This window comes from Streptomyces sp. NPDC096193 (assembly GCF_040302905.1).
In the GTDB taxonomy this organism is placed as follows: Bacteria; Actinomycetota; Actinomycetes; order Streptomycetales; family Streptomycetaceae; genus Streptomyces.
In genome coordinates this window covers 66,198-85,573 of record NZ_JBEOSJ010000019.1, presented here as the reverse complement: position 1 = coordinate 85,573, position 19,376 = coordinate 66,198, and the positions used below count along the sequence as shown (strand labels likewise).

Below are 19,376 nucleotides of genomic sequence, written 5' to 3'. Positions count from 1 at the left end.
GGGCGGCCGGCGCCGCCGACCCCCGCGCCCCGAGGCGGGGGGCACGGAGGCGGCGGGCTGCCGGAAAACGAGCCGCGCCCCGCCGTCCCGGTCAGGCCGCCGGCAGCGACGCCACCGGACCGATCCCGCCGAGCAGCCGCCGCAGGATCTCCTCGCCCGCCGCGATGCCCGTCTCCTCCAGCACCTCGACGTTCGCGGCGCGCCAGCCGCTGTCGGCGAGTTCGCCGTGGCCGGGCCGCCAGCCGCGGTCCGCGGCGTGCAGCAGGTCGGCGTCGAGGAGGGAGTCCCCGGCGGCGAGGATCTGCTCGGCGCCGGTGCGTCGGGCGACCTCACGAACCGCCGCGCTCTTGGTGAGCGGCTGCGGTACGGCGTAGATCTTGCGGCCCTGGAGGGAGACGGCCCAGCCGTGGGGCGCCGCCCATTCGGCGAGCTCCTTGACCCAGCCGTCGGGCAACAGGGCACGCTCGACGACCAGATAGGCGAAGAGGTCCTCGGCGACGCGTTCCTTGAGCAGCCAGGCCGGGTCGGCGGCGGCGACGAGATGGGCACGGACCTCGTCCAGCGAGGCGCACTCGTCACCGAGGCGGGCGGCCACCTGCCGCTGCCAGTCGGGGTCGGAGACGCCGTCGACGAGGATGTGTCCGCCGTTGGCGCAGATGGCGAACTGCGGTGTCGGGCCGGGAAGATGAATCCGGCCGTACTGCTCGCGGGTGCGCGTCGTGGTCGGCACGAAGATGCCGGCCGCGGCGAGTTCGGGCAGCAGCCCGGCGGCCGTCTCGGTGATGTACGACAGCGGCTTGCCGCCGTACACCTCGACGCAGAGCAGCCGCGGGGCGTCCGCGTCGGGCATCGTGAGCTGGAGTGCCGCGCTGGAGTAGATGAGGGTGCGGTCGAGGTCGCTGGCGACGAGGGTGGGCGCGGTGCTCACGGCGTCGTCACCGCCCTGCCGTCGGCGCCGGTCGCGCCGCGCGTGTACTGGGGGTGGATCAACCCGACGCAGGTGTACGGCAGTTCGTCGACCTCCTCGACCGGTACGCCGCGGTGCTCGGCCAGCAGCCGTACATGGTCCAGGTCGGCGCCCGCGCCGCGCTTGGCGAGGATCTTCCAGGGGACGCGCCGCAGCAGCACGCGGGTCGTCTCGCCCACGCCCGGCTTGACCAGGTTCACGTCGTGGATGCCGTACTCCTCGCTGATGCGCTCGACGGCGGCCCAGCCCTCCCAGGTCGGGGCGCGGTCGGCGGCCAGCAGCTCCTTCACCTCGGCGTCGACCGCGACGGCGACCTCGTCGAAGCGGGCGGCCACGGTGTCGAGGAAGTGGTTCGAGACGTCGGCGTCCGCGAGTTCGCGGTAGAACTTCGCGCCGTGGAAGTCGTCCGGACCGACCAGGTCGGAGCGCAGGACGGTGCGCGATATCAGGCCGGAGACCGTGGAGTTGAGGCACGCGGAAGGTATGAGGAAGTCCTCGCGGGTGCCGTAGGTGCGCACGCACCCACCCGGGTCGGCGAGCACGGCGATCTCCGGGTCGAAGCCCTCGAACTCGGCGACCGCGGCGGCCAGTTCGCGGGTGATCGCGCCCTTGCCGGTCCAGCCGTCGACGAACACGACGTCGGCGGGGTCGTGGTGCTGCTGGAGCCAGCGCAGGGCGTTGGCGTCGATACCGCGGCCCCGCACGATGGAGACGGCGTAGTGCGGCAGATCGATGCCGTGCCGGTGCTGGGCCCAGCGGCGCATCAGCACTCCGACGGGGGTGCCGGCGCGGGCCAGCGACACCAGGACCGGCCGCGGGTGGGGGTCCGTCCCACGCCGGCCACGGCGCAGGGGGACCTCGGCGAGGACGGTCTCGGTGACGGTGCCGACCGCGCGGGCGATGCGGGCCGCGGAGGTGTCCAGAGCGGCCTTGAACAGCTGCTGGTACTCGGCGCTCGGCTGGTACTCCACCGGCAGCGACTCGGCGTAGTGCGCTCCCCCGCTCTGGATGGCCTCCTCGCGCTCCTCGGTCGGCGCCTCCAGTTCGGCGTCCGAGAGGTCCTGGAGCAACCAGCCGACCTCATCGGGGGCGTAGGAGGAGAACGCGGGTCCGCGCAGGGGCTCGGGCAGCATGGACACCCTTTCGGGGGTGTGCGGGGTGTATGAGGGTATGACGGCCAGCACGACCTGCGGCGTGTGGGCGGCCAGCTGCGCGAGCAGGCCGTCGGGAGCGTGCAGTCGGGGGGTGTCGGCCACGGAGTCCACGACCGCGACGACGGCGTCGAAGCCGCCGCCGGCGACGTTGTAGGCGTACCGCTCGCCGGGGCCGTCGGCCGGGTCGTCGTGGGCGGGGAACACGAGCCGGGTGCGGATCGCGTAGCCGGGGTCGTCGACGGCAAGGACGGGCGAGCGGGTGGTGGTGGAGTAGCGCACGTCGGCGTCGGCGATCCGCTCCAGGGCGGTGCCGAGGCGCAGGGGCGCGTACATGAGCTCCTCGAACCCGAGGACCAGAATGCGCGGGCGGGCGTCGGCGTCCCGGGTCGCGGTCGCCGACGGGAGGTCCAGGGCCTCCGCGATACGGCGCGCCATCGCAGGAGCCTCGGCGTCCAGCCGGTCGCGGTGCTCGGGGGTGAAGCCGTGCCGTCCGCCGTCGGGCACGCCCGCCGGCCACTCCAGTTCGACGCGCCGCACCCGGCCCGCCGGCCCCTGGGGAGAGACCGCGGGAGAGCTCGGCGCGGCATCGGGCGAAGTCGCGGGAGAGCTCTGCGTGGCCTCGGGAGAAGCCACGGAAGGACCCTGCGCCGCATCGGAGCCGGCCCGGGTTTCGTACTGCGCCACCAGTGCCTGCCCCTTCTCCAGCACGCCCTCCGGCAGGCTCACCGTCCCCGAGGCCAGCGACACGAGGTCGACCCGCGCCTCGATCTCCGTCGCGAAGGACTCCAGCCGGTCCCTGTCCTGCTCCGCACGCATGTCGACCAGCGCCACGATCACATAGCGGTCGCGTGGATAGCGTTCGTGCAGGTCACGGATGGTGTTGAGGACGGTGTTGCCCGTGGAGAACTCGTCGTCCACGAGGATCAGCGGGCCCGCGCCCGCCAGCAGGTCCGGGTCCTCCGGCAGCAGCAGGTGCGAGGTGGCGTGGGAGTGGGACTCCTCGAAGCCTCCGGCGCGCTCCACGCCGTCGACCGGACGCCGCGTGGAGTGCAGATACGGCGCGAGGGCGACCCCGTCGGCCACCGAGTGACCGAGGCCGGTCGCCGTCTCCGCGTAGCCGAGGACGACCGCCCGGGCCGCGTCCTCGTCCCCGAGAAGCTTGCGCACCCGCTCACCGAGTCCGTGCCCCGCGTCGTACACGACGGAGGGCGACTGCGGCACGTGCTTGCCCAGCACGTTCGACACGAGCAGGTGTGCCCGCTTGGGGTTGCGGCGCAGGGCCAGTCCCAGCAGGGCGGGCAGCTGCTCGTCTCCTCGGAGCCCGACGCCCAGCCGCTCCGCGACCCACGTTCCCGACCAGACCACGTCGTCGTTCTCTTTCCTCGTCATTCAGCCGGCGAGCCCGGCCGCGAGCAGTTCCACGAAGCCGACCTCTTCCCGGGCGACCCCGAAGACCTCGGCGCGCAGCAGGGTGCGCTCGGCCCAGGCCCGGTGCGGCTTCACTTCGTTCATCTTGTTCGTATACGCGGAGCGCATCACTCCGCCTCCTTCCCGGTCCGGGCGAAGGATGTCCCGCGCGTCGCTGAACTCCTCGTGACTGACAACCGACAGAGCGTGTACGGGCAGGACGTGCGAGGGGTGGATGCAGGTCTTGCCCTGGAGGCCGTTGGCGCGGTCCAGCTCGATCTCGCGCAGCAGTCCGTCCAGGTCGTGCTCGATCAGCGCGGTGCGCAGCTCTTCCGCCCGGCCCTCCAGGAAGGGGCTGCGGCGCAGCTGCGGCTTGAACATGCGCTCCTGGAGCCTGAAATACTCCCACACGGGGCCGGTCACGGTGAAGCCGGTGCCGTCGGCCCTTCCGAGGACGTTCACCACGTCGGCGATGACGGCGGCGACGATCTGCACGTCGTAGGCGGTCATGGCGGGTGCGCGGCGCAGCCCGTAGGCCGAGCAGAAGTCGGTGACGCCGAGCCGGAGCGCGAGGACGCGCTCGCGGTACTTGTCGACGGTGCGGGCGATCCCGGCGAGCGTCTCGGTGCGGGTCTCCAGATGGAGAAGTTCCGGGGATTCCAGGACGGGCATGGCGAAGAGCCGCTGTCCGGTGGCCGTCTCGGCGTCGGTGAGGGCCTCCAGGAAGGGCACTCCCCGCTCGTCCGTGAACTTGGGAAGTACGAATCCGGACAGATGCCGGACGGATGAGCCGAGGCGCTGCGCCAGATCGGGAATCTGACCGGGTTCCCGGACCCGGATGAACAGGAGCGGGAGCTCGACGCCGCGTTCGTCGAGGGCGGCGAACTGCCGGACGAGGTTCTCCTCGGCCGCCGGCACATCGGCGTCGTCAATGGAATCCTCCAGGCAGAGGACCATGGAGACCACGCCGTTGCCCGCGAGCTTGATCACGTCGTCGGCGAGGTTCGGACGGGTGGCCGGGCTGTAGAGCGTCGCCCCCAGCGCGGCCGCGAGCGTACGGGCGGGAGCGGCGGTGGTGAATTCGCACGGCTCCTGATGGAACAGACTGTCGCGGACGCCAGGCGGAAGGTGCCCGAAATGACGCATTGATTTCCCCCGTACTGCTCTGGCGGCCGTTCTGGCATGGCCGGTAATAGTACGTATGAATGTGTGTCACGAGTTCCCCCAGCCCATGAACTCCAGGTAACCCGCTTGCACCATGCCCATGTCCACGCCGGAGGACAAGGGGCCCCGCGTTGTCCGGGATGCCCGCGGGAGGGCAGGATGACGGGCATGACGCACGCGATGCTGAAGGGTTCGAACGTCCCTCTCGATGCGACGGCCGTACGGGCCGTGCTCCGCTGGACGCCGGGCGCCGGCGTCCCCGACGTGGACGCCTCGGCCCTGCTGCTCGGCCCGGACGCCCGTGTGCGCTCCGACGAGGACTTCGTCTTCTACAACCAGCCGCGCCATCCCTCGGGGCTGGTGCGGCGACTGCCGAAGAAGCGCGTCGCCGAGCATTTGACGGACACCGTCGAGGCGGACCTCTCCTCGCTCGACGCGTCGGTCGACCAGGTGGTGCTCGCCGCCTCCTCCGACGGCGACTCCTTCCAGCATGTACGTGATCTGCGGATACTGCTCTACGACGCCTCCCAGGCCGATGGTGAGCCGCTCGCCGTCTTCGATGTGAAGCCGGAGACCGGCGAGGAGACCGCGATCATCTGCGGTGAGCTGTACCGGCGCGGGGAACGGTGGAAGTTCCGCGCGGTGGGACAGGGCTATCCGACGGGGCTCGTCGGCCTGGCCACCGAATTCGGCATTTCGGTGGACGAGGCCGAGGCGGCGGCGGACCCGTCGGCCCATCCCGCGCCGCCGGCTCACCCGCCCGCGTACGGATTCCCGCAGCCCGCGGGCGCCCAGCCCCCCTACGGCTACCCGCAGCCGTCCGCAAGCCCGGCGCAGCCTGCGTACGGCTATCCGCAGCCGGCTCCCGCTGCCGCTTTCGCGCCGGATCCGAACTTCCGGCTGCCTCCGATGGGGCCGCAGTTCGTCCGTCCCTGACGCGGACCCCCCGGAACGGGAGACCGGCGGCGCTCGGCGGGCCCCGCGCGGACCAGGGCAGCGCGGACCAGGGCAGCGCGAACCAGAGCTGCGCGGACCAGAGCTGTGCGGACCAGGGATGTGCAGAGCAGGGCTGTGCGGACGCGGCCTGCCCGGACGGGCCCTGCGCCGACGCGCCCCGTGCCGACAAGGCCTACACCCGCGTCTTGTAGCCGCGGCCCCACTGGAGTCCCCAGCCGTACAGCCGGTCGAGCTCCGCCTGGAAGCCGTAGACGAACTTCACCTCGCGGCGCACGATCAGGTCGCCCTTGACGTTCTCCATGGAGAACACCGCGCAGGAGCGGGCCTGCGGTGCCCGCTCGTCGAGCTCTATCTCGACCCGCGGCCCGTTGCTCGGGTAGAGCGTCACATGGGCGTGCGTGCGGTCGAAGGCGGGCGTCTGGTCGTAGATGTAGACGAAGAACAGCAGCCGCTTGATGGACTCGCGGTGGTCGAGGTTCACATAGACGGTCTCGCCCGAGGGGGAGCCGAACCGGTCGTCGCCGCTGAGCTTCACATAGGGCGCCTCGTTGATGGCGCCGAAGAAGCTGCCCAGCGGCTGCACCACGCCCTTGCTGCCGTCCACCAGCTCGTAGAGGCAGCCGAGGTCGAGGTCCACATTGACCACGCCCTGGGTGTGGGCCTGGACCACATCGGGCTGGAAGAGCTTGAAGGGGTGCCGCAGCAGGCGGCCGCTCTGCCGGGACCGGCCCTCGATGTCGGACGTCCGCATCCGCCAGGACAGGTTGACCCGCAGATTGCCGGTCGCGGCGCCCTGCTTGGTGAGTGACACCGACGGGTGCCGCTTGGTGAGTTCGATCGAGTTGGACGCGGCGCTGCCCGAGTCGAACTGCGCTGCCCTCCCCCGCCACAGACCGTCCCAGAAGGCCATACGTCCCACCCCAGTCGTATCGATGTGCCCCCGCTGCGTGACACACAACGGGGCGGCGCCGAGGCCCGTGCCTCGAAGCCGCCCCGTTGAGAGCGTTCCTCAATCTCCGCCGGGTCACACCCCGGCGTCGACCGGCTCGCCCTTTTCCTCCTGGGCAGCGAGCGCCTTGTTGCGGCGCACCGAGGACCAGAAGGACGCGCCGATCAGGACGACGCCGATGAGACCGGTGATGATCTCGTTGATCTCGTACTGGATGGTGACGAGCAGGATCACGGCGAGGGCGCCGATCGCGTAGTGCGCGCCGTGCTCCAGGTAGACGTAGTCGTCGAGCGTGCCCTGGCGGACCAGGTAGACGGTCAGCGACCGGACGTACATGGCACCGATACCGAGGCCGAGCGCCATCAGCACGATGTCGTTGGTGATGGCGAAGGCGCCGATGACGCCGTCGAAGGAGAACGACGCGTCCAGCACCTCCAGGTAGAGGAACATGAAGAACGCGGCCTTGCCCGCGAGAACCACGGCGGACGGCTTCTTGCCGCTGGCCTTGGCCTTCTCCTCTTCCTCGTGCTCGCGCTCCTCCTCCTCTTCGAGCCTTTCCTCGAAGAAGCCGGAGAGTCCGCCCACGATGAGGTAGGTGATGAGTCCGGCGACGCCGGAGAGCAGCACCGTGTCCGCCTTGTCGACGTGGGCGCCGCCGTGCTGGTGGGCGTGGGTGGCGACGGTCACCGCGCTGATGGCGAGGACGATCAGGGCGATGCAGACCGACAGCATGTCGATCTTGCCGAGCTTGGCCAGCGGGCGCTCGAGCCAGCCGAGCCACTTGATGTCACGGTCCTCGAAGATGAAGTCGAGGAAGATCATGAGCAGGAACATGCCACCGAACGCGGCGATCGACGGATGTGCGTCGGTCACCAGCTGCTGGTACTGGTCCTTGTCATTGAGTGCGAGGTCGACCGCCTCGATGGGGCCGAGCTGCGCGCTGACGGCGACAATGACGACGGGGAAGACGAGCCGCATGCCGAAGACGGCGATGAGAATGCCGATGGTGAGGAAGATCTTCTGCCAGAAGGCACTCATCTTCTTCAGGATTCCGGCGTTGACCACCGCGTTGTCGAACGACAGCGAGATCTCGAGGACGGACAGGATCGCTACGACACCGAAGGCCGTCCACCCGCCGTAGAGCACCGCCGCGACCAGGCCGAGCGCGGTCACCGCGAACGACCAGCCGAAGGTTTTCAGAACCACTGGTACCCAATCGTGTAATGGGGGTTCCCCCGGGCGAACCTTGGGGGAGGTCTCCCACGCACCAAGGACAGGCTTTACCTGCTCCGTGCGCAGCTTTACGAAACGTTGACCCCGAAGTCTAGAGCGATGCCTCGCAGGCCCGACGCGTACCCCTGCCCTACGGCCCTGAACTTCCACTCGCCGCCGTACCGGTACAGCTCGCCGAAGATCATCGCGGTTTCGGTGGAGGCGTCCTCACTGAGGTCGTAGCGCGCCAGCTCCTGACCGTCGGCCTGGTTGACCACCCGGATGAAGGCGTTGCTGACCTGCCCGAACGTCTGGCCGCGGTTGTCGGCCTCATGGATCGAGACCGGGAAGATGATCTTGTCGACATGGGCCGGCACCTGGGGAAGGTTCACCAGCAGCGACTCGTCGTCGCCCTCGCCCTCACCCGTGAGGTTGTCACCGGTGTGCTCGACGGAGCCGTCGGGGCTCGTGAGGTTGTTGTAGAAGATGAAGTACTCGTCGCCCAGAACGCGTCCGCCGTTGCAGAGCAGCGCGCTCGCATCGAGGTCGAAGTCGGCTCCCGTGGTGGAACGCGCGTCCCAACCGAGCCCCACCAGCACCTGCGTGAGATTCGGTGCGGCCTTGGAGAGGGAGACATTGCCTCCCTTGGCGAGCGTGACGCCCATGATCCTGGTCCTCCCCAGCTGACGATGTGGTGCAAGGCGCGTCCGGCGCCGCACTTCGCAGTGCGGCGCCGGACGGAATGCGGCCTGCTCAGACGTTGACGCCGAAGTCCTGCGCGATGCCGCGCAGGCCCGAGGCGTAGCCCTGGCCGATGGCACGGAACTTCCACTCCGCGCCGTTGCGGTACAGCTCGCCGAAGACCATCGCGGTCTCCGTCGACGCGTCCTCGCTGAGGTCGTAACGGGCGAGCTCGGTGTTGTCCGCCTGATTGATCACGCGGATGAACGCGTTGCGCACCTGGCCGAAGGACTGCTGACGGCTCTCGGCCTCGTAGATCGAGACCGGGAACACGATCTTGTCGACGTCGGCCGGGACCGAGGCGAGATTGACCTTGATCTGCTCGTCGTCGCCCTCGCCCTCACCGGTGAGGTTGTCACCGGTGTGCTCCACGGAGCCGTCGGGGCTCTTCAGGTTGTTGAAGAAGACGAAGTTCGAATCATTGGCGACCTTGCCCTCGGCGTTGGTCAGCAGGGCGCTGGCGTCGAGGTCGAAGTCCCCACCGGTGGTGGTACGAGCGTCCCAGCCCAGACCGACGATGACCGCCGTCAGGTTGGGTGCGGCCTTGGTCAGCGAGACGTTGCCGCCCTTGCTGAGGCTGACTCCCACGAGTCCCTCCATTGGGTATAAGGGGCAGCGCCCCCGTCGTGCGTTGGTGTCGGATCAACGAGTGGATCCTAGTGACCGGTTCCCGCGCAAAACAGACTTTCGCGCGGTCGGTCGCCGGGTGTGGCCGGGTATCTCAGAGGGTTTCCAGCGCCTTGACGTACTCGTTCAGGTCACGGGCGTCCGGAAGGCCGTTGACGACGGTCCAGCGGACGACACCCTCCTTGTCAATGATGAACGTGCCGCGCACGGCGCACCCCTTCTCCTCGTCGAGAACGCCGTACGCGCGCGAGACCTCACCGTGCGGCCAGAAGTCCGACAGCAGGGGGTATTCGAGGCCCTCCTGCTCGCCGAAGACGCGCAGGGTGTGGATGGAGTCGTTGGAGACCGCGAGCAGCTGGGTGTCGTCGTTGACGAACGAGGGCAGTTCGTCGCGCAGCGCGCACAGTTCACCGGTGCACACCCCGGTGAAGGCGAACGGATAGAAGAGGAGCACCACGTTCTTCTCGCCGCGGAATTCGGCGAGCGTCACGGTGCGGCCGTGGTTGTCCTTCAGCTCGAATTCCGGGGCCTTGGTGCCGACCTCGATCGCCATGTCGTGTGGATCCCTTCGCTGAGCCCGTTCGGGTGACGGGTCCACCCACCCTACTCACGGCACGGGTACGCAAAAGGCCCCCTCCGACGTGGTCGGAGGGGGCCGGGGCCTGATGCTGGAGGTTCAGCGCTTCGACTTGGCCGCCTTCGGAGTCACCAGCCTGCTGCCGGTCCAGTCCTTGCCGGCACTGATGCTCTTGGTCTGGGAGAGACCCGCGGTCTGGGCGGCTTCGTTGATGTCGCTGGGCTCGACGTAGCCGTCACGGCCGGTCTTGGGAGTCATGAGCCACACGGCACCGCCCTCCTCGATGAGCCCGATGGCGTCCACCAGTGCGTCCGTCAGATCGCCGTCCTCGTCGCGGAACCAGAGGATGACGACGTCGGCGACGTCGTCGTAGTCCTCGTCCACGAGTTCCTGGCCGATCACGGACTCAATGGCTTCTCGGAGCTCCAGCTCGACGTCGTCGTCGTAGCCGATCTCCTGGACCACCTGTCCGGGCTCGAACCCCAGCCTGGTGGCCGGGTTGGTCCGCTCCTCCGCGTGGTCCGCGGTCGCGCTCACGGCTTGCCTCCTGATCATGTTCGGTAAGTGCTGCAGCCGCGCGCGTACGCGTGGCGTTGGCCGTAGTCCACACGGGCGGGGCGGATCGCGCAAGTACCCGGCCGTCCAGACCGCCGAAACGGTGACGTTTGCGTCCGTCTCGACGCAAGCCCGGACACGCTCGGTCCGGGCCCGCACAGGACGCCAACCCGTTCCGCCATGTTTGCCACCATACGTCCACTCGCTGGGTCAATCGGAACCGAACAGCCAAACGGAACGCTTTGCCGCCTTGAGCGTAAGGTTGCGATTTGACCAGGCACCGCGACGGGGCTCCGGACGGGTTCCGAGCCCGTTCGGGGGCGAGGTCCGGTCAGGATGTCAGCGAGAGCTGGGGTTACCCCTCAGTAGAGATGACGTTTGCCGCCCCGCGGTCCACGATGGAGGCGGTGCGACACCGCGCAGACATCTTGTGTAGAGGCAGAACTCACCGACCAGCGAAGGAATAGCGTGGCTTCCGGATCAGATCGCAACCCGATCATCATTGGCGGCCTTCCCAGTCAGGTCCCGGACTTCGATCCCGAAGAGACCCAGGAGTGGCTGGACTCCCTCGACGCCGCCGTCGACGAGCGGGGCCGGGAGCGCGCCCGCTACCTCATGCTCCGGCTGATCGAGCGGGCCCGCGAGAAGCGCGTGGCCGTGCCCGAGATGCGCAGCACGGACTACGTCAACACGATCGCCACCAAGGACGAGCCGTTCTTCCCGGGCAACGAGGAGATCGAGCGCAAGATCCTCAACGCGACCCGCTGGAACGCCGCGGTGATGGTCTCCCGCGCCCAGCGCCCCGGGATCGGGGTCGGTGGCCACATCGCGACCTTCGCCTCCTCGGCCTCGCTGTACGACGTGGGCTTCAACCACTTCTTCCGCGGCAAGGACGACGGCAAGGGCGGAGACCAGATCTTCTTCCAGGGCCACGCCTCCCCCGGCATCTACGCCCGCGCGTTCCTGCTCGACCGGCTGAACGAGGCGCAGCTCGACGCCTTCCGCCAGGAGAAGTCCAAGGCGCCCAACGGCCTGTCCAGCTACCCGCACCCGCGGCTGATGCCGGACTTCTGGGAGTTCCCGACCGTGTCGATGGGTCTCGGCCCCCTCGGCGCGATCTACCAGGCCCGGATGAACCGCTACATGAAGGCGCGCGGGATCGCCGACACCTCCGACTCGCATGTGTGGGCGTTCCTCGGCGACGGCGAGATGGACGAGCCCGAGTCGCTCGGCCAGCTGTCCATCGCCGCGCGTGAGGGCCTCGACAACCTCACCTTCGTGGTCAACTGCAACCTCCAGCGCCTCGACGGACCGGTGCGCGGCAACGGCAAGATCATCCAGGAGCTGGAGTCGCAGTTCCGCGGCGCCGGCTGGAACGTCATCAAGCTGGTGTGGGACCGCTCCTGGGACCCGCTGCTCGCCCAGGACCGCGACGGTGTGCTGGTCAACCAGCTCAACATCACGCCGGACGGCCAGTTCCAGACGTACGCCACCGAGACCGGCGCGTACATCCGCGACCACTTCTTCGGTCACGACCACCGGCTGCGCGCCATGGTCGAGAACATGACCGACGACCAGATCCTGCACCTGGGCCGTGGCGGTCACGACCACAAGAAGGTCTACGCGGCCTTCTCGGCGGCCAAGGCGCACAAGGGCCAGCCGACCGTGGTCCTCGCCCAGACCGTCAAGGGCTGGACGCTCGGACCGAACTTCGAGGGACGCAACGCGACCCACCAGATGAAGAAGCTGACGGTCGACGACCTCAAGGGCTTCCGCGACCGGCTGCACATCCCGATCACGGACGACCAGCTGGAGAACGGCGCACCGCCGTACTACCACCCGGGCCGTGACTCGGAGGAGATCCAGTACATGCACGACCGGCGGCAGGGCCTCGGCGGCTATGTGCCGACCCGGGTCGTGCGGTCGAAGCCGCTGGAGCTCCCGGGCGACAAGACGTACGCGGCTGTGAAGAAGGGCTCCGGCCAGCAGGCCATCGCCACCACCATGGCGTTCGTCCGGCTGCTCAAGGACCTCATGCGGGACAAGGAGATCGGCAAGCGGTTCGTGCTGATCGCGCCCGACGAGTACCGCACCTTCGGTATGGACTCCTTCTTCCCGAGCGCGAAGATCTACAACCCGCTGGGCCAGCAGTACCAGGCGGTGGACCGCGATCTGCTGCTCGCGTACAAGGAGTCGCCGGTCGGGCAGATGCTGCACGACGGCATCTCCGAGGCCGGCTGCACGGCGTCGCTGATCGCGGCCGGCTCGGCCTACGCCACGCACGGCGAGCCGCTGATCCCGGTGTACGTCTTCTACTCGATGTTCGGCTTCCAGCGCACCGGCGACCAGTTCTGGCAGATGGCCGACCAGCTGGCGCGCGGCTTCGTGCTCGGCGCCACCGCCGGGCGCACGACGCTGACCGGTGAGGGCCTCCAGCACGCGGACGGCCACTCGCAGCTGCTGGCATCGACGAACCCGGGCTGTGTCGCCTACGACCCGGCCTTCGGCTTCGAGATCGCACACATCGTGCGGGACGGTCTGCGGCGGATGTACGGCTCCGACGAGGAGCACCCGCACGGCGAGGACGTCTTCTACTACCTCACCGTCTACAACGAGCCGATCCAGCACCCGGCCGAGCCGGAGAACGTCGACGTCGAAGGCATCCTCAAGGGCATCCACCGCTTCAAGAGCGGCGAGCAGGGCCGGATCCCGGCGCAGATCATGGCGTCCGGTGTGGCCGTGCCGTGGGCGGTCGAGGCACAGCGGATTCTCGCCGAGGACTGGGACGTCAGGGCGGACGTCTGGTCGGCGACGTCCTGGAACGAGCTGCGCCGTGAGGCCGTCGAGGTCGAGCGGCACAACCTCCTGCACCCGGAGGAGGAGCAGCGCGTCCCGTACGTCACGCAGAAACTCCAGGGCTCCGAGGGGCCGTTCGTGGCCGTGTCGGACTGGATGAGGTCGGTCCCCGACCAGATCTCGCGCTGGGTGCCCGGCACCTACCAGTCGCTGGGCGCCGACGGCTTCGGCTTCGCGGACACCCGCGGTGCGGCCCGCCGGTTCTTCCACATCGACGCCGAGTCGATCGTGCTGGGGGTCCTCACCGAGCTCGCCCGTGAGGGCAAGGTCGACCGGTCGCTGCTGAAGCAGGCCGTGGACCGCTACCAGCTGCTGGATGTCGCGGCGGCCGACCCGGGTCCCGCGGGCGGCGACGCGTAGCAGTCGCAGGGGGCGGGGCGGCCGGGCTGATCCGGCCGCCCCGCACTCGTTTCCCGGGCCCGTTCTACGATGCGCGGATGAAGCAGCGAACAGCACAGGTCCGGTGGGAAGAGCGCACGCAGACGCCCCTGCTGGTGCTCGCCGCCGCGTTCGCGCTCGCGTACGCGGTGCCGATCGTGACGCCCGGCGCCGACGGCTGGGTGCACAGGCTGTGCACGGCCGTCGAGTGGGTGGTCTGGGGCGCGTTCGCCGTCGACTATCTGGTGCGGCTCGCACTGGCGCCGAGCCGCCGGCTCTTCATCCGCAGCCATCCGCTCGATCTGCTCGCGGTGGTGCTGCCGCTGCTGCGGCCGCTGCGTCTGCTCCGCGTCGTCTCCACCCTGCTGCTGGTGGGCCGGCGGGCGCGGATGGCGCCGCAGGTCACGCTCACGACCTATGTCGCGGGCGCGGTGGCCGGGCTCATGATGTTCGGCTCGCTGGCCGTGCTGCACGTCGAACGGGACGCGCCCGACGGGAACATCAAGACGCTGGGCGACGCGGTGTGGTGGTCCTTCACGACCATGACGACGGTCGGCTACGGGGACCACGCGCCGACGACGGGACTCGGCCGGCTGCTCGCGGTCGGGCTCATGATCTCCGGTATCGCCCTGCTCGGTGTCGTCACGGCGAACATCGCGGCCTGGTTCATCTCCCGCTTCGAGCGGGACGACGCGGAGGAGCGCCGGCAGACGGCTCTGCTGGAGGCGCTGACGGCCGAGGTGAAGGCGCTGCGCGTACAGGTCACCGCGCTGTCGGAATCCTCGGCGTCTTCGGAGTCGCCGGCGTCTTCGGGATCAGGGGCGCCCGGGGCGGCGGTGGTGACAGGCGCGACCGTGCCGACCGGAGCGGTCGGCGGGGGAACAGGCGCGGCCGGGGTGGGCACGGTGCCCACCCCGGCCGGTCCGCCCGACGAGCCTGCGGTGCGAGGCTGATCACCACATCCCGCCGCCGGGAGACGCGGCTCCCGCCAGCCAGACGATGGCCAGGACGGTGTCGATGGCACCGAGGACCAGCGCGACGAGCGCCGGTATGTGCTGCGTGCCGTTCCAGCTGCGGCCCATGGCAAGCCAGCCGCAGACGACGGCGATCGGGCCGAGGATGATCCCCAGCACGAAGAATCCGGTGATCGCACAGATCAGCCCGATGATTCCCAGTGCCGCGCGGTCCGGCCCGCTCCGAGACCACGTCCGGCCGCGTGAGCGAGGGTGCCTGCGCGATGTGTGTCCGAAGCCCGCCATCATCACTCCCTGAGTTAGGCCGATTCGGGGCTACGCAGGCCCGGGTACCCCGCTTCAGCGCTCCCAGACCTTGAACGCCCTGACGCGGTACGGGGACTGGGGCAGCCAGGTGCCCGAACCGGGGTAGGTCTCGAACTCGCCCGTCTCGGCGCACTCCTGGCTCTGATACGTCGTCACCGGCCGTCCGGTGCGGTTGACCAGGGACTCGGCGGCGGTGCCGGTCGGCAGCGGCACACAGCTGTCGATGTCGAGACCGGCGAGCTCGTGCGTCTGGCGTGCCCCCTTGAAATCGGCCTTGGCCCACAGGCAGAGCTGCCCGGCGCCGCAGCCTCCGAGGCGCGGCGGGCCGGCGGCCGTGGCGTGGCCCGGGAGGAGCGCGGTGACGGCCAGGGCGGCCGCGGCGAGGAGTGGTGTCGTACGCATGTCGGTGAACCCCCGTGTGGTGACTGATCGTGTGGTGCATAACCGTGTGGTGCATGACCGTGTGGTGACTGGCCCTCTGGTGCATGACCGTGTGGTGACTGATCACTTGACCGGGAGCCTGGAGCACACGAAGACGCCCCGGGAAGGGGATCGGGCGGAGATCATCCGGATAGGTGACAGCCCCGCCGGAAGCGTCCGGCGGGGCTGTCGGTCACACGAGGTTGACGCCCGTCGAGGGCGGCGACGGCGTCAGATGTGGGCGCCGCCCATACCCGCGTCGGCGTTCGTACCGCGCTTGGTGAGCAGGGCGACGAACACCGCGACGGCCGCGACCCCGGCGGCGACCAGGCAGGCCAGGCCCATGCCCGAGATGAAGGTGTCGTGGGCGACACCGACGATCTTCGCGGCCAGCTCCGGCGGCGTTCCCGGGGCGACCGGCGGCACACCCACCTGAACGGCTTCGGACGCCTGGTCCAACTGGGCCGGGCTGAGCGGCGGAAGCTGCGCGTCCGCCCAGTTGTCCGGCAGGTCGCTGTCGACCTTGGAGGCCATGACCGCGCCGAGCACCGCCGTGCCGAGGCTGCCGCCGATCTGCATGGCGGCCTGCTGGAGACCACCGGCGACGCCGGAGAGCTCCATCGGCGCGTTGCCGACGATGACCTCGGTCGCGCCGACCATGACCGGCGCGAGGCCGAGACCGAGAAGGGCGAACCAGATGGACATCGGCAGGCTGCCGGTGTCGGTGTCGAGGGTCGACATGCCGAACATGGCGACCGCGGTGAGCACCATGCCGCCCGCGAGCGGGACGCGCGGACCCGTCTTGGTGATCATGGCGCCGGCGAGCGGCGATCCGACGATCATCATGCCGGTGAGGGGCAGCAGGTGGAGTCCGCTGTCGACCGGGCTCATGCCGTGCACGTTCTGGAGGAAGAAGGTGACGAAGAACAGCCCGCCCAGGAAGGCGATGGCCATGAGCACCATGAGGACGGTGCCGGCCGCGAGCGGGACGGAGCGGAACAGCTTCAGCGGAATCAGCGGCTCGGCGACCCGGTTCTCCCAGAAGGCGAAGAACGCGAAGCAGACCACCGACGCGGCGATGAAGCCCCAGGTCCGGGCGTCGCCCCAGCCCCACTCGGGGGCCTTGATCAGCGCCCAGACCAGGCAGAACATCGCGGTCGACAACAGCAGGATGCCGAGGGTGTCGAAGGACCTCGGGGCGTTCTCGGCGCGGTGGTCCCTGAGGATCAGCACGCCGAGGACGACTGCGATGACGCCGACCGGGACGTTGATGAAGAAGACCGACTGCCAGCTCACGTGCTCGACGAGCAGACCGCCGAGGATCGGGCCGCCGGCGGTGGACGCGCCGATGACCATGCCCCAGATGCCGATCGCCATGTTCAGCTTGTCGGCGGGGAAGGTGGCGCGCAGCAGTCCGAGCGCCGCGGGCATCAGGAGCGCGCCGAACAGACCCTGGAGCACGCGGAAGGTGACCACCAGGGTGATGCTGTCGGAGAGGCCGATGGCCGCCGAGGCCGCTGCGAAGCCGACGACTCCGATGAGGAACGTCTGCCGGTGGCCGAAGCGGTCACCGAGCTTGCCCGCGGTGATCAGCGTCACGGCGAGGGCGAGGAAGTAGCCGTTGGTGATCCACTGCACGTCGGCGAAGGTGGCGCCGAGGTCCTTCTGGATCGCGGGGTTGGCGATCGCGACGATGGTGCCGTCCAGCGCCACCATCATCACGCCGATGGCCACGGCGAACAGCGTCAGCCAGGGGTGGCCGCGAAGCCCCTTGACCTGGGCCGGTATGGGGTCCTGGGGATCCTTCGGCGCCTTTTCGACGGTGGTCTGACTAGTCATGCGTGGGAGGCTAATGTCAGTCGCTGACAGTTGACAAACCAATTCACAAGTCGGTAACTGTCACGTTGCTCACAGGTAGGCTGAGCTGGTCGAAAGCGTCGGAAAGAGGACCCAGGTAGTGACGGCCGAGCCGACCGGACTGCGCGCACGCAAGAAGCAGCTCACCCGTGACGCGCTGGTGCGCGCCGCGCTGGAGCTGTTCACCACGAAGGGGTATGAGCAGACGACCGTCGACGAGATCGCGGACACCGTCGACGTCTCCCAGCGCACCTTCTTCCGGTACTTCACCAGCAAGGAGGAGGTCGCCTTCGCCGTCCAGGAGGTGGTCGAGGCCCACTTCATCGAGGCGGTACGCGAACGGCCCGCGCAGGAAGGCCCGTTCGAGGCGATGCGCAACGCGGTGCTCGACGGCTGGAACACCATCGGCGAGGCGATCGCGGAGATCGTCCCGGTCGAACTGCACATGCGCGGCTATCTCATGATCGAGTCGACTCCCGCACTGCTGGCGGTGCATCTGCGCCGGTCGGCGGACCTGGAGGAGACGATCGCCCAACTGATCGCCGAGCGCGAGGGGCTGGACGTCGACGCCGACCCCCGCCCCCGGGTGGCGGTGGCGGCGCTCAGCGGTGTGATGCGCGTCACCGGGCGGTTGTGGGGCCAGGGCGAGGACTGGAGCCCGGAGGCGATCCGCAGCCTCACGGCGACCTATCTGGACCGTCTGAAGCCGGCGCTGGCCGACGACTGGCGGACGGAACCGGCCCCGGAGGCGACGGCACGGGGTGCCGAGGCGGAGTGACGAGGCGGGCAGGAGCGACAAGGCGGACCGCGCATGCGCCTGGCAACGGCGTGTGACGGGTCGCCATGTCGACGCGGGGTGGTGAAGCGGGTCGCTGACACGCCGGAGTGCGCGCCCCGGCGTGGCTCAAGTCACCGCTCTTCCCCGTAATGACGTTTTGAACACGTGATCTGCCTCACGGTCTTCGCGAGCCGCCGCCGGCTTCTCCTAGGGTGTCTCTCAGTGACTTCCTTCGACGCCACCCCCACCCCCATCACCGTGCGCGCTTTCCTCGCGCTCACGGTCGTGTTCCTGATGCTGGCGACCACCGGCTGGACGGCCGTACGGCATCAGGGCGGCCCTCGTGACATCTACGAGGCCGAGCTCAGCGGCTGGGGCAAGGCGCGTATAGGAGCCCGGGCCCTGCCCGGCACCGACTCGTCACCGAAGAAGCTCACGGCCTTCTTCGCCTCGCTGCGGGGTGCGGAGCGCATGCGGCTCGCCGACGAGTACCCGTACGTGGTCGGCAATCTCAACGGCGCTCCGGTCGCTCTGCGTTATCGGGCGAACCGCAAGGGCCTGGCGCGCGCCCTGGAAGTCGAACGCAAACGCGTCGCCACCGCCGACCTCACCGCGGACGGCCGGCGCACGGCCACCCGCCGGGTGAACCGCTTCGAGTCCCTCATGGACCCCGAGCGGCAGATCCTCGCCTTCGACCCGTCCGGACCCGGCAAGGTCGCCGAGGTGTTCGGTGATCTGAACCGCGCCGAACGCGTGTCCGTGATCGTCCCCGGCGTGGACACCAATCTGCTCACCTTCCAGCGGACCGCCCGCAGGTACGCGGCGCCGGTCGGCATGGCCAAGTCGCTGTACGCCGCCGAGCGGGCGGCCTCTCCCCGGGCGCGTACGGCAGTCATCGCCTGGGCCGACTACACCGCCCCGGCCGGGCTCGGCGTGGACTCGGCCATAGGCAGGCTGGCGGAGAGCGGTGCCGTCCGGCTGACGGCGCTCACCGAAGCCCTGCCCGGCCCGGCCCGCGTCGCCCTCTTCTGCCACAGCTACGGATCCGTCGTCTGCGGCGTCGCCGCACGTCAACTGCCCGAGCGCGTCACCGACATCGCGGTGGCCGGCAGCCCGGGCATGCGCGCCGAGAACGCGGCGGCGCTGCACACCCGCGCCCGGGTGTGGGCGATGCGCGACAGCGACGACTGGATCCAGGACGTGCCGCATCTGGCGGTCGGCGGACTGGGGCACGGCGAGGACCCGGTGGCACCGGCGTTCGGGGCGCGCGTGATGTCGGCGGCGGACGCTGTCGGCCACACCGGCTATTTCGAGCCGGGCACGGAGAGCATCACCAACTTCGCGGAGATCGGCGTCGGTTCGTTCGACGGTGTCACCTGCGCGAGCGCCGATGACACATGCCGCAGTGGTATCTACGGTGAAAAAGCGGTCTGACGCGCGTAGAACTTCGTCAATCGGGCTCGGCACCGAGGGAAGACGTGCGGGCGCCCGCCGCCT

The 19,376-nt window shown here is 69.5% G+C and carries 17 protein-coding genes; 5 read left to right on the top strand and 12 right to left on the bottom strand.

Annotated elements, in window-relative coordinates; all coding sequences use genetic code 11:
* Window positions 1–91: 91 nt before the first annotated feature.
* From ABTX78_RS25360 to ABTX78_RS25350, 3 genes are read right to left on the bottom strand one after another with little or no spacing between them, the layout of a single operon-like run.
* Window positions 92–928, bottom strand: a complete 837-nt coding sequence (locus ABTX78_RS25360; protein ID WP_352209095.1) for an HAD family hydrolase — start codon at window positions 926–928, stop codon at window positions 92–94.
* Complete coding sequence (locus ABTX78_RS25355; RefSeq protein WP_352209094.1) at window positions 925–3,510, bottom strand: phosphoribosyltransferase; 2,586 nt, start codon at window positions 3,508–3,510, stop codon at window positions 925–927. The genes ABTX78_RS25360 and ABTX78_RS25355 overlap by 4 nt, the downstream gene beginning before the upstream one ends.
* Window positions 3,511–4,674: an HpcH/HpaI aldolase/citrate lyase family protein gene (locus ABTX78_RS25350; RefSeq protein ID WP_352209093.1), complete on the bottom strand. Its 1,164-nt coding sequence runs from the start codon at window positions 4,672–4,674 to the stop codon at window positions 3,511–3,513. It abuts the gene before it with no gap.
* 177 nt (window positions 4,675–4,851) lie between these two features.
* Here ABTX78_RS25350 and ABTX78_RS25345 point away from each other — a divergent pair, with 177 nt between their 5' ends.
* Window positions 4,852–5,628, top strand: coding sequence for a TerD family protein (locus ABTX78_RS25345; protein WP_352209092.1), 777 nt, complete (start codon window positions 4,852–4,854; stop codon window positions 5,626–5,628).
* 193 nt (window positions 5,629–5,821) lie between these two features.
* Here ABTX78_RS25345 and ABTX78_RS25340 read toward each other — a convergent pair whose 3' ends face one another.
* From ABTX78_RS25340 to ABTX78_RS25315, 6 genes are all read right to left on the bottom strand, one after another.
* Window positions 5,822–6,559: a TerD family protein gene (locus ABTX78_RS25340; protein WP_352209091.1), complete on the bottom strand. Its 738-nt coding sequence runs from the start codon at window positions 6,557–6,559 to the stop codon at window positions 5,822–5,824.
* A 114-nt stretch (window positions 6,560–6,673) separates the two neighbouring features.
* Window positions 6,674–7,804: a DUF475 domain-containing protein gene (locus ABTX78_RS25335; RefSeq protein WP_352209090.1), complete on the bottom strand. Its 1,131-nt coding sequence runs from the start codon at window positions 7,802–7,804 to the stop codon at window positions 6,674–6,676.
* A gap of 95 nt (window positions 7,805–7,899) precedes the next feature.
* Window positions 7,900–8,475, bottom strand: coding sequence for a TerD family protein (locus ABTX78_RS25330; RefSeq protein ID WP_352209089.1), 576 nt, complete (start codon window positions 8,473–8,475; stop codon window positions 7,900–7,902).
* 88 nt (window positions 8,476–8,563) lie between these two features.
* A complete protein-coding gene (locus tag ABTX78_RS25325; RefSeq protein WP_352209088.1) occupies window positions 8,564–9,139 on the bottom strand; it encodes a TerD family protein in 576 nt (191 codons plus the stop codon).
* Window positions 9,140–9,272: 133 nt separating this feature from the next.
* On the bottom strand, window positions 9,273–9,731 hold the full coding sequence (locus ABTX78_RS25320; RefSeq protein ID WP_352209087.1) for a peroxiredoxin: 459 nt from the start codon (window positions 9,729–9,731) through the stop codon (window positions 9,273–9,275).
* Between the two features lie 123 nt (window positions 9,732–9,854).
* Window positions 9,855–10,292 (bottom strand): DUF3052 domain-containing protein, encoded by a 438-nt coding sequence (locus ABTX78_RS25315; RefSeq protein ID WP_352209086.1) that lies wholly within the window; start codon window positions 10,290–10,292, stop codon window positions 9,855–9,857.
* 486 nt (window positions 10,293–10,778) lie between these two features.
* Between ABTX78_RS25315 and aceE the strand changes: the two genes are divergently transcribed.
* Together aceE and ABTX78_RS25305 are read left to right on the top strand one after the other, a co-directional pair.
* Window positions 10,779–13,526, top strand: a complete 2,748-nt coding sequence (gene aceE, locus ABTX78_RS25310) for a pyruvate dehydrogenase (acetyl-transferring), homodimeric type (protein ID WP_352209085.1) — start codon at window positions 10,779–10,781, stop codon at window positions 13,524–13,526.
* 77 nt (window positions 13,527–13,603) lie between these two features.
* A complete protein-coding gene (locus ABTX78_RS25305; RefSeq protein ID WP_352209084.1) occupies window positions 13,604–14,497 on the top strand; it encodes a potassium channel family protein in 894 nt (297 codons plus the stop codon).
* On the opposite strand, the gene ABTX78_RS25300 is transcribed toward ABTX78_RS25305, so the two are convergent.
* The 3 genes from ABTX78_RS25300 to ABTX78_RS25290 all read right to left on the bottom strand — a co-directional run bounded on the left by ABTX78_RS25300 (window position 14,498) and on the right by ABTX78_RS25290 (window position 17,083).
* Window positions 14,498–14,806, bottom strand: a complete 309-nt coding sequence (locus ABTX78_RS25300) for a small hydrophobic protein (protein ID WP_352209083.1) — start codon at window positions 14,804–14,806, stop codon at window positions 14,498–14,500. It lies immediately after the preceding gene.
* A gap of 51 nt (window positions 14,807–14,857) precedes the next feature.
* Window positions 14,858–15,226 carry a peptidase inhibitor family I36 protein gene (locus ABTX78_RS25295; RefSeq protein ID WP_352209082.1) on the bottom strand — a complete coding sequence of 123 codons (369 nt, stop codon included), beginning with the start codon at window positions 15,224–15,226 and terminating at the stop codon, window positions 14,858–14,860.
* 249 nt (window positions 15,227–15,475) lie between these two features.
* On the bottom strand, window positions 15,476–17,083 hold the full coding sequence (locus ABTX78_RS25290; RefSeq protein WP_352209081.1) for an MFS transporter: 1,608 nt from the start codon (window positions 17,081–17,083) through the stop codon (window positions 15,476–15,478).
* 118 nt (window positions 17,084–17,201) lie between these two features.
* Here ABTX78_RS25290 and ABTX78_RS25285 point away from each other — a divergent pair, with 118 nt between their 5' ends.
* Together ABTX78_RS25285 and ABTX78_RS25280 are read left to right on the top strand one after the other, a co-directional pair.
* Window positions 17,202–17,879 (top strand): TetR family transcriptional regulator, encoded by a 678-nt coding sequence (locus ABTX78_RS25285; RefSeq protein ID WP_352209080.1) that lies wholly within the window; start codon window positions 17,202–17,204, stop codon window positions 17,877–17,879.
* A 222-nt stretch (window positions 17,880–18,101) separates the two neighbouring features.
* Window positions 18,102–19,313: an alpha/beta hydrolase gene (locus ABTX78_RS25280; RefSeq protein WP_352209079.1), complete on the top strand. Its 1,212-nt coding sequence runs from the start codon at window positions 18,102–18,104 to the stop codon at window positions 19,311–19,313.
* Window positions 19,314–19,376 lie beyond the last annotated feature (63 nt).

Coding starts and splice junctions, on each gene's coding strand:
- ABTX78_RS25295 (WP_352209082.1), bottom strand. CDS start 15,226: ATGCGTACGACACCACTCCTCGCCGCGGCCGCCCTGGCCGTCACCGCG.
- ABTX78_RS25305 (WP_352209084.1), top strand. CDS start 13,604: ATGAAGCAGCGAACAGCACAGGTCCGGTGGGAAGAGCGCACGCAGACG.
- ABTX78_RS25290 (WP_352209081.1), bottom strand. CDS start 17,083: ATGACTAGTCAGACCACCGTCGAAAAGGCGCCGAAGGATCCCCAGGAC.
- ABTX78_RS25345 (WP_352209092.1), top strand. CDS start 4,852: ATGACGGGCATGACGCACGCGATGCTGAAGGGTTCGAACGTCCCTCTC.
- ABTX78_RS25340 (WP_352209091.1), bottom strand. CDS start 6,559: ATGGCCTTCTGGGACGGTCTGTGGCGGGGGAGGGCAGCGCAGTTCGAC.
- ABTX78_RS25300 (WP_352209083.1), bottom strand. CDS start 14,806: ATGATGGCGGGCTTCGGACACACATCGCGCAGGCACCCTCGCTCACGC.
- ABTX78_RS25320 (WP_352209087.1), bottom strand. CDS start 9,731: ATGGCGATCGAGGTCGGCACCAAGGCCCCGGAATTCGAGCTGAAGGAC.
- ABTX78_RS25355 (WP_352209094.1), bottom strand. CDS start 3,510: ATGACGAGGAAAGAGAACGACGACGTGGTCTGGTCGGGAACGTGGGTC.
- ABTX78_RS25350 (WP_352209093.1), bottom strand. CDS start 4,674: ATGCGTCATTTCGGGCACCTTCCGCCTGGCGTCCGCGACAGTCTGTTC.
- ABTX78_RS25330 (WP_352209089.1), bottom strand. CDS start 8,475: ATGGGCGTCACGCTCGCCAAGGGAGGCAATGTCTCCCTCTCCAAGGCC.